This window comes from Pseudomonas sp. TWP3-1, from assembly GCF_049896625.1.
Classification (GTDB): domain Bacteria; phylum Pseudomonadota; class Gammaproteobacteria; order Pseudomonadales; family Pseudomonadaceae; genus Aquipseudomonas.
In genome coordinates this window covers 175,975-189,116 of record NZ_JAFCUQ010000008.1, presented here as the reverse complement: position 1 = coordinate 189,116, position 13,142 = coordinate 175,975, and the positions used below count along the sequence as shown (strand labels likewise).

The 13,142-nt window shown below is 60.7% G+C and carries 14 protein-coding genes; 9 read left to right on the top strand and 5 right to left on the bottom strand.

All coding sequences use genetic code 11. The features are described from left to right. Positions 1 to 78: 78 nt before the first annotated feature. The 8 genes from ribH (at position 79) to ACP7BN_RS13600 (ending at position 5,384) form a co-directional block, all read left to right on the top strand. Positions 79 to 555: a 6,7-dimethyl-8-ribityllumazine synthase gene (gene ribH, locus ACP7BN_RS13635; RefSeq protein WP_003206025.1), complete on the top strand. Its 477-nt coding sequence runs from the start codon at positions 79 to 81 to the stop codon at positions 553 to 555. Further along, positions 552 to 1,052: a transcription antitermination factor NusB gene (nusB, locus tag ACP7BN_RS13630; protein ID WP_420648576.1), complete on the top strand. Its 501-nt coding sequence runs from the start codon at positions 552 to 554 to the stop codon at positions 1,050 to 1,052. Before ribH ends, nusB begins: the two co-directional genes overlap by 4 nt. A gap of 18 nt (positions 1,053 to 1,070) precedes the next feature. Then, entirely contained in the window at positions 1,071 to 2,036 is a 966-nt protein-coding gene (gene thiL / locus ACP7BN_RS13625) for a thiamine-phosphate kinase (RefSeq protein WP_426204746.1), read from the top strand. After that, positions 2,033 to 2,536: a phosphatidylglycerophosphatase A gene (locus ACP7BN_RS13620; RefSeq protein WP_420648574.1), complete on the top strand. Its 504-nt coding sequence runs from the start codon at positions 2,033 to 2,035 to the stop codon at positions 2,534 to 2,536. Before thiL ends, ACP7BN_RS13620 begins: the two co-directional genes overlap by 4 nt. A gap of 28 nt (positions 2,537 to 2,564) precedes the next feature. Next, entirely contained in the window at positions 2,565 to 3,296 is a 732-nt protein-coding gene (locus ACP7BN_RS13615; RefSeq protein WP_426204744.1) for a substrate-binding periplasmic protein, read from the top strand. A 254-nt stretch (positions 3,297 to 3,550) separates the two neighbouring features. Beyond that, the gene (gene ribA, locus ACP7BN_RS13610; RefSeq protein ID WP_420648572.1) at positions 3,551 to 4,168 is read left to right on the top strand and encodes a GTP cyclohydrolase II; all 618 of its coding nucleotides are present in this window, start codon (positions 3,551 to 3,553) and stop codon (positions 4,166 to 4,168) included. Beyond that, positions 4,165 to 4,584 (top strand): MFS transporter, encoded by a 420-nt coding sequence (locus ACP7BN_RS13605; RefSeq protein ID WP_426204742.1) that lies wholly within the window; start codon positions 4,165 to 4,167, stop codon positions 4,582 to 4,584. Before ribA ends, ACP7BN_RS13605 begins: the two co-directional genes overlap by 4 nt. After that, positions 4,584 to 5,384, top strand: coding sequence for a cobalamin-binding protein (locus ACP7BN_RS13600; RefSeq protein ID WP_426204741.1), 801 nt, complete (start codon positions 4,584 to 4,586; stop codon positions 5,382 to 5,384). Before ACP7BN_RS13605 ends, ACP7BN_RS13600 begins: the two co-directional genes overlap by 1 nt. A gap of 145 nt (positions 5,385 to 5,529) precedes the next feature. On the opposite strand, the gene ACP7BN_RS13595 is transcribed toward ACP7BN_RS13600, so the two are convergent. From ACP7BN_RS13595 to ACP7BN_RS13575, 5 genes are all read right to left on the bottom strand, one after another. Further along, positions 5,530 to 7,413 carry a TonB-dependent receptor domain-containing protein gene (locus ACP7BN_RS13595; protein WP_426204739.1) on the bottom strand — a complete coding sequence of 628 codons (1,884 nt, stop codon included), beginning with the start codon at positions 7,411 to 7,413 and terminating at the stop codon, positions 5,530 to 5,532. A gap of 136 nt (positions 7,414 to 7,549) precedes the next feature. Continuing rightward, positions 7,550 to 9,448: a 1-deoxy-D-xylulose-5-phosphate synthase gene (gene dxs, locus ACP7BN_RS13590; RefSeq protein ID WP_426204737.1), complete on the bottom strand. Its 1,899-nt coding sequence runs from the start codon at positions 9,446 to 9,448 to the stop codon at positions 7,550 to 7,552. Between the two features lie 91 nt (positions 9,449 to 9,539). After that, the gene (gene ispA / locus ACP7BN_RS13585) at positions 9,540 to 10,427 is read right to left on the bottom strand and encodes a (2E,6E)-farnesyl diphosphate synthase (RefSeq protein ID WP_426204735.1); all 888 of its coding nucleotides are present in this window, start codon (positions 10,425 to 10,427) and stop codon (positions 9,540 to 9,542) included. Next, positions 10,424 to 10,666, bottom strand: coding sequence for an exodeoxyribonuclease VII small subunit (locus ACP7BN_RS13580; RefSeq protein WP_007894317.1), 243 nt, complete (start codon positions 10,664 to 10,666; stop codon positions 10,424 to 10,426). The genes ispA and ACP7BN_RS13580 overlap by 4 nt, the downstream gene beginning before the upstream one ends. Before the next feature lie 240 nt (positions 10,667 to 10,906). Beyond that, positions 10,907 to 12,040, bottom strand: a complete 1,134-nt coding sequence (locus tag ACP7BN_RS13575; protein ID WP_426204732.1) for a Fic family protein — start codon at positions 12,038 to 12,040, stop codon at positions 10,907 to 10,909. 276 nt (positions 12,041 to 12,316) lie between these two features. On the opposite strand from ACP7BN_RS13575, the gene ACP7BN_RS13570 reads away from it, so the two are divergent. Next, positions 12,317 to 13,108: a YfaP family protein gene (locus tag ACP7BN_RS13570; RefSeq protein WP_426204730.1), complete on the top strand. Its 792-nt coding sequence runs from the start codon at positions 12,317 to 12,319 to the stop codon at positions 13,106 to 13,108. Positions 13,109 to 13,142 lie beyond the last annotated feature (34 nt).

The following is a 13,142-nucleotide window of genomic DNA, read 5'->3' as shown; positions in this document are numbered from 1 at the left end:
TCGGCCTGAAATTCGCGGCAAATAAATCATTGAGGGACGCGTAGAACACGCGTCCCGGCTCTTTAAGAGATCTGACGAATGACCCTGAAGACCATCGAAGGTACCTTCATCGCCCCTAAAGGCCGCTACGCTTTGGTAGTGGGCCGTTTCAACAGCTTCGTCGTTGAAAGCCTGGTTGGCGGTGCAGTGGATGCCCTGGTTCGCCACGGCGTGAGCGAAAGCGACATCACCATCATCCGCGCACCTGGCGCCTTCGAAATTCCGCTGGTTGCGCAGAAAGTCGCTCAAAAAGGCGAATATGCAGCAATCATCGCCCTGGGCGCGGTCATTCGTGGCGGTACTCCGCATTTCGAATACGTGGCTGGCGAATGCACCAAGGGCCTGGCCCAGGTTTCCATGGAATTCGGCGTGCCGGTCGCTTTCGGCGTCCTGACCGTTGATTCCATCGAGCAAGCCATCGAACGTTCCGGCACCAAGGCCGGTAACAAAGGTGCCGAAGCTGCCCTGTCCGCACTGGAAATGGTCAGCCTGCTGGCACAGTTGGAGGCCAAGTGATTAGCGACGAAAGCGATCGTTTCAACCCGCGCGAGCCACGTCCAGCGGACGCCGGCAAGCCGTCGAAAAGCGAAAAGCGCCGGGCTGCCCGTCAGTTGGCGACTCAAGCGCTGTACCAGCGCCACATGGCCAAGACTTCGCTGAACGAAATCGAAGCGCAGTTCCGCGTCGATAACGATTTCACCTTCGCCGATGCCAGCTACTTCCACGACATCCTGCACGGTGTTCCGGCCAGCCTGACCGAGATCGACACCGCGTTGGCACCGTGCCTGGACCTGACCATCGAAGAGCTCGACCCGGTTGAACTGTGCGTGCTGCGCCTGTCCACCTGGGAACTGCTCAAGCGCGTTGATGTGCCGTACCGCGTAGTGATCAACGAAGGTATCGAACTGGCGAAAGTCTACGGTTCCACCGACGGTCACAAGTTCGTCAACGGCGTGCTCGACAAGCTGGCTCCGCGCCTGCGTGAAGCTGAAGTGAAGGCGTTCAAACGCTGATCGGCGTTTGAAACGGCTATGGGCGAGTTTGAGCTGATCCGCAATTTCTTCGCCGCCGCGCCCTGTGCGCAGGGCGGCGAGGGTGTTGCACTGGGGATCGGCGATGACTGCGCCTTGCTGGCTGTTCCTCCCGGGGAGCAGTTGGCAGTTTCCACCGATACGCTGGTGGCCGGCGTGCATTTCGCCGACCCCTGCGATCCCTTTTTACTCGGTCAGCGCTCGCTGGCTGTAGCAGTCAGCGACCTCGCTGCCATGGGCGCCACGCCCGTTGCTTTTACCCTTGCCCTGACTGTGCCGACGGTGAGCGCCGATTGGCTGCAAGCCTACGCCCGTGGTTTGAACCTGATGGCGCAGAGTTGCGGCATCGCGTTGATCGGCGGCGACACCACGCGTGGGCCGTTGAGCCTGACCATGACGGTGTTTGGTCGCGTTCCGGCGGGCCAGGCGTTGACCCGCAGCGGTGCGCGACCGGGAGATCTGCTGTGCGTCGGTGGCGAACTGGGCAATGCTGCTGGCGCCTTGCCGCTGGTGCTTGCTCAGCGTGAAGCCGATCCCGAGGTTGCCCAGCCGCTGCTCGATCACTACTGGTCGCCGCAACCGCAACTGGCGCTCGGTCAGGCGTTGCGTGGCAAGGCTACTTCGGCGCTGGATATCTCCGACGGCTTGCTCGCCGATTGCGGCCATATCGCCCTGGCATCCCAGGTTCGACTTGAAATTGAACGCGAGCGTGTGCCGCTGTCGAACGCTTTAGTGGCGTTCCTCGGGCAGCGCGGCGCCGAGCGTGCGGGGCTGAGTGGCGGTGACGATTACGTGCTGGCGTTCACGCTGCCGTCCGTCGAGTTGCCCGCGCTGCTGGCCGCTGGCTGGCCGATCCACGTGATCGGCCGCGTGGCGCAGGGGCAGGGCGTGGTGTTGCTCGACCGTGAAGGTCGCGACGTCACCCCGCAAACCCGCGGCTATCAACATTTTCAGGAGACCCCGTGACAGATCATCCGAAACAGGTGCCGGCCGAATTCGTTCCGCCGTCAGTCTGGCGCAATCCGTGGCATTTCCTCGCGTTCGGTTTCGGTTCCGGCACCTTGCCCAAGGCGCCTGGCACTTGGGGCTCGCTGGTTGCGCTACCCTTTATCCCGTTGTGGCAGATGCTGCCTGACTGGGGTTATTGGCTGATGCTCGGCGTCACCATGCTGTTTGGCTTCTGGCTGTGCGGCAAGGTCGCTGACGATCTGCGGGTACACGACCACGAAGGCATCGTCTGGGACGAAATGGTCGGGATGTGGATCACCCTGTGGCTGGTGCCGGAAGGCTGGTACTGGCTGCTCGCGGGGTTCGTGGTGTTCCGCTTCTTCGATATTCTCAAGCCATGGCCGATCCGCTGGGTCGACCGGCATGTGCACGGTGGCTTCGGCATCATGCTCGACGACGTGCTGGCGGGTGTCTTCGCCTGGTTGGCCATGCAGGGATTGGTGTGGATTTTCACTTGATTGGTCGGGCGTGAGGAGGGGACTAGGGATGGCTCGGCGCTGGTTGGCGGTACTGATTTTCAGTTTCTTGAGCGCGCAGGTCTGCGCTCAGGATGCGCCGCCGTCGGTGATTCATCTGGCCAGCGAAGACTGGGAGGATTACACCGCCGCTGATGGTCATGGTCTCGGTTGGGACGTACTGCGCCTGGTGTTCGAACCGGCCGGGGTCAAACTGGATATCCGCACGGTGCCGTACACCCGCTCAATCGGTCTGGTGCAGTTGAAGGAAGTCGACGCGCTGGTCGGTTCTTATCGCGATGAAGCCGAGCAAGTGCTATATCCGCGTTCGAATTTCGACTCCGATCACATCTATGCGCTGGGGCTGGCGAGCAATCCGCCGCCAACGTTAGCCACGCTGGGCAAATATCGACTGGCCTGGGTGCGCGGCTACCGCTACGAAAACTACCTGCCGAACATCAAACGCTTCAATCAGATCGAACGTCGTACCGGGATCCTGCCGATGCTCAAACAGGGTCGGGCGGATTACTACATCGATGCCCTGACCGAGATTGAGGTGGTGTTGAAAAATGCACTCGATCCCTCGCAGTTCCGCCATTCGCATCTGGCGGAATTGCCGCTGTATCTGGGTTTCGCGGATACGCCTCAGGCTCGGGCATTGATGTCGCTGTACGACCAGCGCATGGAGCAGTTGAAGAAAAGCGGCGAGCTGAAGCCGATCTTCGAGCGCTGGAAGCAGCCGTATCCGTTCGACTCCAACTGAGCGCGGTTAACTGGCTGATGAAGGACCCTGTGGGAGCTGGCTTGCCAGCGATAGCGGTGGGTCCCAACCAAAATGGCAGCTGACGTAACGCCATCGCTGGCAAGCCAGCTCCCACAGGTACAGCAGTGTCTGCAGGGCAGTCATCAAACTTTTTGATCGTTATGCCCCATAATTCAGCCTAAGCGTGCGCAGGAACCTGCTGTTACAATGCCGGCCAGCGAATTTTCAGACTTTTCTAGATCAGGAGCACACCGGTGCCTGTCGTTTTTGTCGCCGCTTCCAAGCTGCCAACGCCTTTTGCGCAATTCACCATGCACGGGTTTCTCGACGAAGCCACCGGCCGCGAGCACGTCGTGCTGAGCCTGGGTGAGATTGCCGACGGGGCTCCGGTACTCGGCCGCCTGCACTCCGAATGCCTGACCGGTGACGCCTTGTTCAGCCAGCGTTGCGACTGCGGTTCGCAACTCGAAGGCGCACTCAAAGCCATCGCTCGCGAAGGCCGCGGCGTGTTGCTGTACCTGCGTCAGGAAGGTCGCGGCATTGGTCTGTTGAACAAGATCCGCGCCTACGAATTGCAGGACGGCGGCGCCGATACCGTTGAAGCCAACGAGCGTCTGGGTTTCGCCGCCGATCAGCGTGACTACGCAATGTGCCTGCCGATGCTCGAGCATCTGGGCGTGAAATCCCTGCGGCTGATGACCAACAACCCGCGCAAGGTCAAAGCCTTGACCGACATGGGCATCGTGGTTGCCGAGCGCGTGCCGCTGCACACCGGCCACAACCCGCACAACAAACTCTATCTGGCGACCAAGGCCAGCAAGCTCGACCACATGATGGGCAACGAGCATCAGGGCGAGGCAGACCGCGCGTGACTCGCGGTCAGGTGCGACGCCGATTGTCGGTCGACTGGTGGAAATACCTCGCGCTGGCATTGCTGCCGTTGTTCGTGATCAACGGTGTGTTTGGCCAGGGCGAAGCGATTCTGCCGGTGCTGGCGATGCCGTTGTTTATCGCGGGTGTAGCCTCGATGTTTGTCAGCCTGAAGTTTTTCGGCCGCTACAAACATGCGCTGATCGCCACGCAAAAATCCCTGAATACCCCGGAAGAGCCGGCCGCGTGGATCGCACTCGCGGCGCGTCGGCGTACGGCGTTCCTTGTGGCGGCTCTGCCGGCATGGATCGGCGCTCTGGCGGTGTTCGTCGGCCTCGAAGCGGTGCCGTTGATGCTGCTGGCGCTGTCCACCGCCGTGCTGTTCTACCTCTACCATATTCCGCGTCAACTCGGCTGATGCGCCGTCTGTGGCTGGCGGTTCTGCTGCTAGCCGCAAGCAGCCCGACGCTGGCTGCTCTGCGCGTGGTCAGCCTTGCGCCATCCCTTTCTGAAATCGTTGTTGAACTGGATTCGGCCGACCTGTTGGTGGGTGTGCTGGATGCGGGCGAGCGGCCGGCTGCGCTCAAGGGTTTGCCGTCGGTTGGGCGTTACGGGCAACTCGATATCGAACGTTTGCTCAGCCTGCAGCCGGATTTGTTGCTGCTCTGGCCCGGCAGTGTCGGCCCGGCGCAGCGTGATCAACTGCAGCGTTTGCGCATTCCAACCTTTGTCGCCGAACCGCACAGTTTTGAACAATTGACGGCACAGATTGAAGCCATCGCGGTGCAGATTGATCGGCCGGAGCGCGGTGTGCAGCGGGCAGCGCAGCTGCGACAAAAACTTGATGAATTACGCCAGCGCTATCGCCGGGAAACGCCGTTACGGGTGTTCTATCAAGTATGGGACAAGCCGCTCTATACGGTGGGCGGCGGGCAAATCATCAGCGATGCGCTTGAGGTTTGCGGCGCACGCAATATATTTGCCGACCTGAGTCTGCCGGCGCCACAAGTCAGCATCGAAGCGGTGTTGCAGCGTGACCCTGAAGTGATTCTGGCCAGTGATCAGGCGCAACTCGATGCGTGGAAAGCGTGGCCGCAGGTGGCGGCGGTTCGGCAGGGGCAATTGCTAATGATCACCGACAAAGGCCTCGAACGCCCGAGCGGCCAGATGATCGACGCGACTGCCAAACTCTGCCACCTCATCCAGCCTGACAAATAATCTGTGGCGAGGGAGCTTGCTCCCGCTGGGCTGCGAAGCGGCCCCAAGACCGGCTAACCGGATCTATCAGGAGCACCGCATCCAGCGATTTACGACTGCTGCGCAGCCGAGCGGGAGCAAGCTCCCTCGCCACAGTGATGGGGTTTCAGATTTCAGGGGTCCAGGTCACGCCAAACATGAACGCCCGACCTTCCTCACGATAGCCATACTGACTGCCGTCATGGCTATACAGTGCGCGGCTGTAACCCTTGTCGAGCAGGTTATCCACTTTGAAATCCAGCTTGATCTCACGATTCAGCGCCCAACTGCTGCGTAGCCCGATCAGCGTATAACCACCCAGCGGCTGCTGATTGTTCAGATCGTCATAACTGCTGCTGACAGCCTGCCAACTCGCGCCGAGGCCGAGTCGATCAAACTGCCGATCCAGATCCCAACTCAACGTGCGCCGGGCACGCCGCGCCAGCGTATGCCCAGTGTCGCGGTCGCGCGGGTCGATGATCGCCACGCCAAGGTTGCTCTGCCAGCCGAACAGCTCCTGTTTCAGTGCCGCTTCAAAGCCGTTGATCCGAGCTGAAGCAACGTTTTCCGGGCGTGAGTTGCTGCCGAAAATGATCGCGTCTTGCAGATCGGTGCGGTACAGCGACGCTTCAAGGCGACTGCTGTCAGTCAACTGGCTGCGCCACTGCAACTCGTAGCTTTTCGAGGTTTCCGGCTTCAAGTCCGGGTTGCTGAAATCCGGGTAATACAAGTCATTGAAGGTCGGAGCGCGGAAGCCTTCGCTGTAGCTCAGCAGCAGGTCGTTGTCCGGGTTGACGGGTAAGGTCAGGGTCCCGCTCCAGCTGTTCTGGCCGCCGAACTGCTGGTTGTCATCGTGACGCAAACCCAGCTCGGTCGAGAAACTGTCAGCCTGGAATCGATGCTGAATAAACGCGGCGCGATTCCAGCGGCTGTCTTCGTCGAACGCGGTGCTGCTGTTGATTCGATCTTCATACCAGTCGCCGCCAAGGATCAGGCTGTTGCGTGCATCCAGCGTCAGGTCGTTCTGCCAGGTTACTGAGTCGCGGTAGGTGTTGAACACCGTCCGCTCATCACTGAGCTTATCGAAGGTCTGCTCGCGGTTTTCGCTGTGGCCGAGTTCCAGTCGCGACTTCCAGCGCTCGTTGATTCGCGCGTCCACGTAGCTGCTGAAACTGCTGACGGTGAAGTCGCTGTAAGGCTGCTGTTGCACCGAGTCGAAGGTGACCGGGTCGAAGCGACCGAACGGGTTGTCGAACTCACCTTTGCCACGGTTATCCAGCAGATTGGCGCCGACTTCGACGTCATCGGTCAGCGCGTGGCTGAGGCTCAGGCTGATGGATTTATTGCGGTAGGCATCGTGATCGCTGTCGCTCGGATACGACTCGTGGGTGCGGTCGATGCCTGCGGTTTCATCAAGGCTGGCGCCGAGATTGAAGCGGGTTTTGTCATCGCCACCCGACAAGCCGACGCTGCGTTCCCAGGTCTGGTTGCTGCCAAAACCGACATGCATCCGAGGTTGCAAACCAGCCTCGCCACCGCGCCGGGTAAAAATCTGAATCACCCCGCCAATCGCATCGCTGCCGTAGATCACCGAGCGCGAGCCGCGCAGCACTTCGACGCGCTCGATCTGCTCGATATTCAAGTGTTGCAGGTTGCTGTCGCCGGAGGTCGAGTTGCCGATGCGTTGGCCATCGACCAGCACCAGACTCTGCGCCGATTGCGTGCCGCGAATGTAGATCCCCGGCAGACTCCCGCGCCCACCAGTTTGCGCGACTTGCACGCCCGGCACCCGTTGCAGCAGATCTGTGACGCTGCGCGGTTGCAGGCGTTCGATGTCGTCGCGGGTGAACACAGTGTTGGCGGCGCTGCTGTCGTTGCGTGCCTCGACCTGACGGTTGGCGCTGATCAGCACGTCCGGCAGCTTCAGCGCTTGATCGCGTTCGAAGGTGTCGGCGAGAGCATTGGCGGTTGGCAGCAGAAGGAGGGGCAGGGCGAGGCGCGAAAATTTCATCAAGCAGTCCATCAATTTTCTGATGTGCACAAATCAGTGTGGGAGCTAGCCTGCTAGCGATGACGGTGTGTCAGTCAAAACTGAATTGACTGACAGTCCGCTATCGCTAGCAGGCTAGCTCCCACAGGGATGGTGATTACCTGTTAAGTAGAGCCAGACGCTCGCGAATCGACGCTTCGATCCCGGCTTCATCAAGCCCGCACTCAGCCAGCATCTGCGCCGGTTTCGCGTGCTCGACGTAAACATCCGGCAGGCCCAGATGCAGCACCGACTTGAGGATGTTCTCGCGGGCCAGGAACTCGCTGACTGCGCCACCGGCACCGCCCATGATCGCGTTCTCTTCGATGGTCACCAGCAACTCATGGCTGCCAGCAATCTCGCGTACCAACACTTCATCCATCGGCTTGACGAAACGCATGTCGATCACCGTCGCATCCAGCGTCTCGGCGACTTTCAGCGCTTCGGTCAACTGCACGCCGAACACCAGCAGCGCCACTTTGCTACCTTGGCGCCGCACCACACCCTTGCCGATTTCAATCGGATCGAGGTTGCTTTCGATGGTCGCGTTCGGGCCGTTGCCGCGCGGATAACGCACTGCCGCCGGGCCGTTGTACAGATGGCCGGTGGTAAGCATTTTGCGCAATTCGTTTTCATCGCTCGGGGTCATGATGACCATGCCCGGGATGCAGCGCAGGTACGACAGGTCGAAACTGCCTGCGTGCGTCGGGCCGTCTTCGCCGACCAGACCGGCACGGTCGATGGCGAACAGCACGTCGAGGTTTTGCACCGCTACGTCATGTACAAGTTGATCGTAGCCGCGTTGCAGGAATGTCGAGTAGATCGCCACCACCGGTTTCGCGCCTTCGCAGGCCATACCGGCCGCGAACGTCACGGCGTGTTGCTCGGCAATTGCAACGTCGAAGTAGCGCAGCGGGAAACGTTCACTGAACGCCACAAGATCCGAGCCTTCCTTCATCGCCGGCGTGATGCCAACCAATCGCGGATCAGCCGCGGCCATGTCGCACAGCCACTGGCCAAACACGCCGGAATACTTCGGCCCGCCAGCCTTCTTCGGTGCAGCAGCCGGAGCGTCGACAGGCTCGAGCTTGGTGATCGCGTGGTAACCGATCGGGTCGACTTCCGCCGGGGCGAAGCCTTTGCCTTTCTTGGTGACGACGTGCAGGAACTGCGGGCCTTTAAGATCACGCATGTTGCGCAGGGTGGCGATCAGGGTCGGCAGGTCATGGCCGTCGATCGGGCCGATGTAATTCCAGCCCAGCTCTTCGAACAGAGTGCCGGGGACCAGCATGCCTTTGGCATATTCTTCGGTGCGACGAGCGATTTCCCAGGCGCCGGGCAGGCGCGACAGCACTTTTTTGCTGCCTTCGCGCATGCTCGCGTAAGTGCGGCTGGAAAGGATCTTCGCCAGATAGTTCGACAGCCCGCCGACGTTGCGCGAGATCGACATGTCGTTGTCGTTGAGGATCACCAGCATGTTGGCGTTGACTTCCGGCGCGTGGTTCAACGCCTCGAATGCCATGCCGGCGGTCAACGCGCCGTCGCCGATCACCGCGATGGCCTTGCGATCGCTGTTCTGCAGGCGGGCGGCAATCGCCATGCCCAGCGCTGCGCTTATCGAGGTGCTGGAGTGGCCGACGCCAAAGGTGTCGTACTCGCTCTCGGCGCGACGCGGGAAGGCAGCGATGCCATCCTTCTGGCGCAGGGACTCCATGCGCTCGCGGCGACCGGTGAGGATCTTGTGCGGATAAGCCTGATGACCCACGTCCCACACCAGCCGGTCGTCCGGGGTGTCGAAGACGTAATGCAGCGCGATGGTCAGCTCGATGACGCCCAGGCCTGCACCGAAATGCCCACCGGTCTGGCCGACCGTGTAGAGCAATTCCAGGCGCAACTCATCGGCCAGGGTTTCCAGCTCGGCTTCGCCTAACCGGCGCAGGCCGTCCGGCGTATTCGCACGGTCGAGCAGGGGCGTGGTCGGGCGCTTGCGGGGAATCTCATGAAACGTCGTGGGCATCAGGCGAATCGTTATAGGTATAAAAGATGCGGCAGTTTACCTGATGCATCGCCCCCTGCCCACGCGTTGGTCTTTTTTGGCGGATTCGCCATCAGCTGCGGCGGTCAACGATGTACCGGGCCAGCTCGCGCAACGGCTCGGCAGCCGCGTCAAACGGTCGCAGCGCATGCAGGGCCTGATCACGCAGCTCCAGCGCGTAGGCCTTGGCCGCGTCGAGGCCGAGCAGGGCCGGGTAGGTCGGCTTGTCGCGGGCAATGTCCGCGCCCTGACGTTTGCCGAGGGTAGCGGTATCGCTTTCGACGTCGAGGATGTCGTCCTGCACCTGGAACGCCAGACCGATGGCCTGTGCATAAGTCTGCAGGGATTTCAGCTCGTCCTGCTCGGCGCGGCCGCTGGCCAGGGCGCCGAGATTGACGCTGACTTCGATCAGCGCGCCGGTCTTGTGCCGGTGCATCTGTTCGAGGGCTTGCTGATCGAGCTTCAAGCCGACCGAGCCGAGGTCGATGGCCTGACCGCCGACCATGCCCGCCGGGCCTGCGGCCAGTGCGAGGGCGCTGACCATTTGCAAGCGAATGTCTGCGCTCGATTCACTCAGGCGCGGGTCGAGCAGGGCGCTGAACGCCAGGCTCTGCAACCCGTCACCGGCGAGAATCGCGCAGGCTTCATCGAATTTCTTGTGGGTGGTCGGCTGGCCGCGACGCAGATCGTCATCGTCCATTGCCGGCAAATCATCGTGCACCAGCGAATAGGCGTGGATGAGCTCAACCGCGCAGGCCGCGCCGTTGGCTTGTTCAGCCTTGCCGCCGAGGGCTTCGCACGCGGCGTAGGCCAGCAGTGGGCGCACGCGCTTGCCGCCGTTCATCACGCTGTAACGCATTGCTTCATAGAGACGCGCCAATTCTGGCAGCGGCGCGTTGAACAGGGTTTCCAGTGCGGCGTTGACCCGCGCCTGGCTGGTGGCCGAATACGCTGCGATCATTCTGGCTGATCCGCGTCGAAGGGTTCCTCGGCCAGCTCGCCATCGCGTTCGAGCAGCACCTGCACCTTCTGCTCAGCCTGCGCCAGCGCTGCCTGGCAATCACGGGTCAGCCCGATGCCCTGCTCGAAAGCGGTCAGCGAGTCTTCCAGCGACAATTCACCATTCTCCAGACGCTCGACCAGTGTTTGCAGGTCGGCGAGGGACTGTTCGAAATCCAGTGCAGCTTTTTTGCGGGCCATGGCGGCGATTTCCGGTTGACGTTAAACCGGCGCGACACTAGCAGATAGGGGGTTCATGGGCAAATGAGCGGGGTGGCCCGACACGTTTTTCCTGTGGCGAGGGAGCTTGCTCCCGCTGGGTTGCGAAGCGACCCCAAAACCTACCGCCGCATTTTTTCAGCCAGGGTGCATTGCCCTTTTTGGGCCTGCTGCGCAGTCCAGCGGGAGCAAGCTCCCTCGCCACAGTGATCTCGGTTATTGCTAGGTTGGATAGCTGATCTGATAACGCGTACTCCGTCCGCCGCCGGGCAGGCGTTGCAGGCAGCCTTTTTCCACCAGTTCTGCCAAATGCCGGGTCGCGGTTGCCTTGGAGACCTTGGCCACCGCCAGATACTGTGCCGCGCTGATGCCGTGCTCGAAACCGCGTTCACCGCCGTCAAGCAAGCGGTTGAGTACTTTGATCTGTTCCACCGATAGCTCGGATTCTTGGTGCGCCTGCCAGAAACGCGCCTTGCCCAGCACACTGTCAATGCGCGCGATGGCTTGCTGCAGGCTGCGCAGCAGGGTTTGCAGAAACCATGTCAGCCATTCGGTGATATCCGACGTGGCTTTCTGACTCGTTTCAAGAATTCGGTAATAACCTGAGCGGTCATCGAGAATGCTGGCCGACATCGCATAAAAGCGGATCGCCTGCGCTTCACCCTGAGCCAAAGCCAGATCCGTTATGGTGCGGGTCAGGCGACCGTTGCCGTCGTCGAACGGGTGCAGTGTGACAAACCAGAAATGCGCGATGCCTGCGCGCAGCAATGGATCGAGTCCAACCTGATTCTCGCTGGCGTCGAACCACTTGAGAAAGCTCTCGAGTTGCCGTTCAAGGCCCTGTCGCGGCGGGGCTTCGAAGTGCACGGTCGGACGGTCAATGCGCCCGGACACCACTTGCATCGGTTCATCGCCGCGTAATGCACCAACGTTGATCGAGCGCGAGGAGAAGCTGTTTTCCTGCTCGGGAAACAACCACGAATGCCACTCCAGCAACCTTTCTAGCGTCAACGGCTGATCAAAGTGCCGCGTAGCGTCGAGCATCAGTTGCGCCAGACCTTCACTGCGCTGACTGACGTGATCGCCATCGACCAGTTCCAGGCCCAAGCGTCGCGCCAGTGAGGAGCGCACCGAGCCGACATTCAGTTGCTCACCTTCGATGGCCGAAGACGTCACGATGTTTTGCAGTAGCGCGTCCAGCTCGGTTTGAGCGCTCAGCGAGTTGCCCACCGAACCGGCCATGCCCATCAATTGGCCCTGCGCCTGAACACACTCACGCAGCAACGGCGCAAGACGATTCTCCTGCCATTTGAAGTCGGGCCAGTCAGGTTGCTGCCAGATCCAGTGTGTGGTCATCAAGTGTCGTTCCTGAATGCGTGAGCCGAATAGAAATGCTATTCGGCTCATTTCGTGAGCCGAATATGACGGCTATTCGGCTCAAGGTCTACTCGACGGCGTGATTCCCACCGCAAATAAAGCTGTATCCGATTGTTAAAAAACTGCCGAATGGCTAACCTTCGCGCCATCTACGACCCGATAGTCACGGGTCTTTCAGACGAAACGCAGTTGTCATCACTGTGAAGTACCGAGGATCGGGTGCAAGGTTTCGTCAGGCATGGCAGGAGGCATTACATGCGTTCATTTCTTTTGCTGCTGATCGGGTTGGCCTGCGCGCCCGCGCTGCTGGCTGCGCCGACGGCTGAAATGTCGGAACCGGTGGGCGGCTGGCGCTATAACGGCCTGCTCGACCGCAGTGAAAATCCGCAAGTCGCCTATCCCACGCCGCCGATCGATCGCGGCATTCAGCGCAATCGCACGATGATTCAGGGCCAGCTCAAGGCCATCGGCAACCAACGCGGGCCGCATACGCTGGCAGTGAATGGCAATCCTCTCAACCTGTACACCGACGACAATGGGCGTTTCGCAAGGCCGTATGCATTTGGCGCGGGCTCCAACAGCGTCGAAGTACGTAGTGCCGAAGGCCAGTCACTGAAGCGCGTGCAATTTTATGAAGCAAATAACTTGCGCACGCCGGCGCGGATTCGTCTTGTCTTGGGGTGGGACGATCCAAAGGCCGAACTCGATTTGCACGTCATTACCCCGGACGGCCAGCACGCCTACTGGGCGCGCCCGGCGATGAGCAACGGCGGGGGACTTGAGCCTGATGGCGTCGATGGCCCCGGCCCGGAAATGTTCACCATGACCGCGCCGCTGCATGGCACTTATCTGGTTTACGTCAACTATTGGGGTAACTTCGGCAACGGCGGCTATAACTTCGAGGAGACCAGCAATCAGAACGAGGTGATCACCTCGCAGATCACGCTGGTGCTCAACGAAAACACCGTCAATGAAAAACGCGAAACCTTCATCGTGCCCCTGCGGGCCATCGGTGATCTGCTGCTGGTCAAGACTTTCAACTATTAAGCATCCCGCCACGGATGAATTCGTCAGCTTCGGG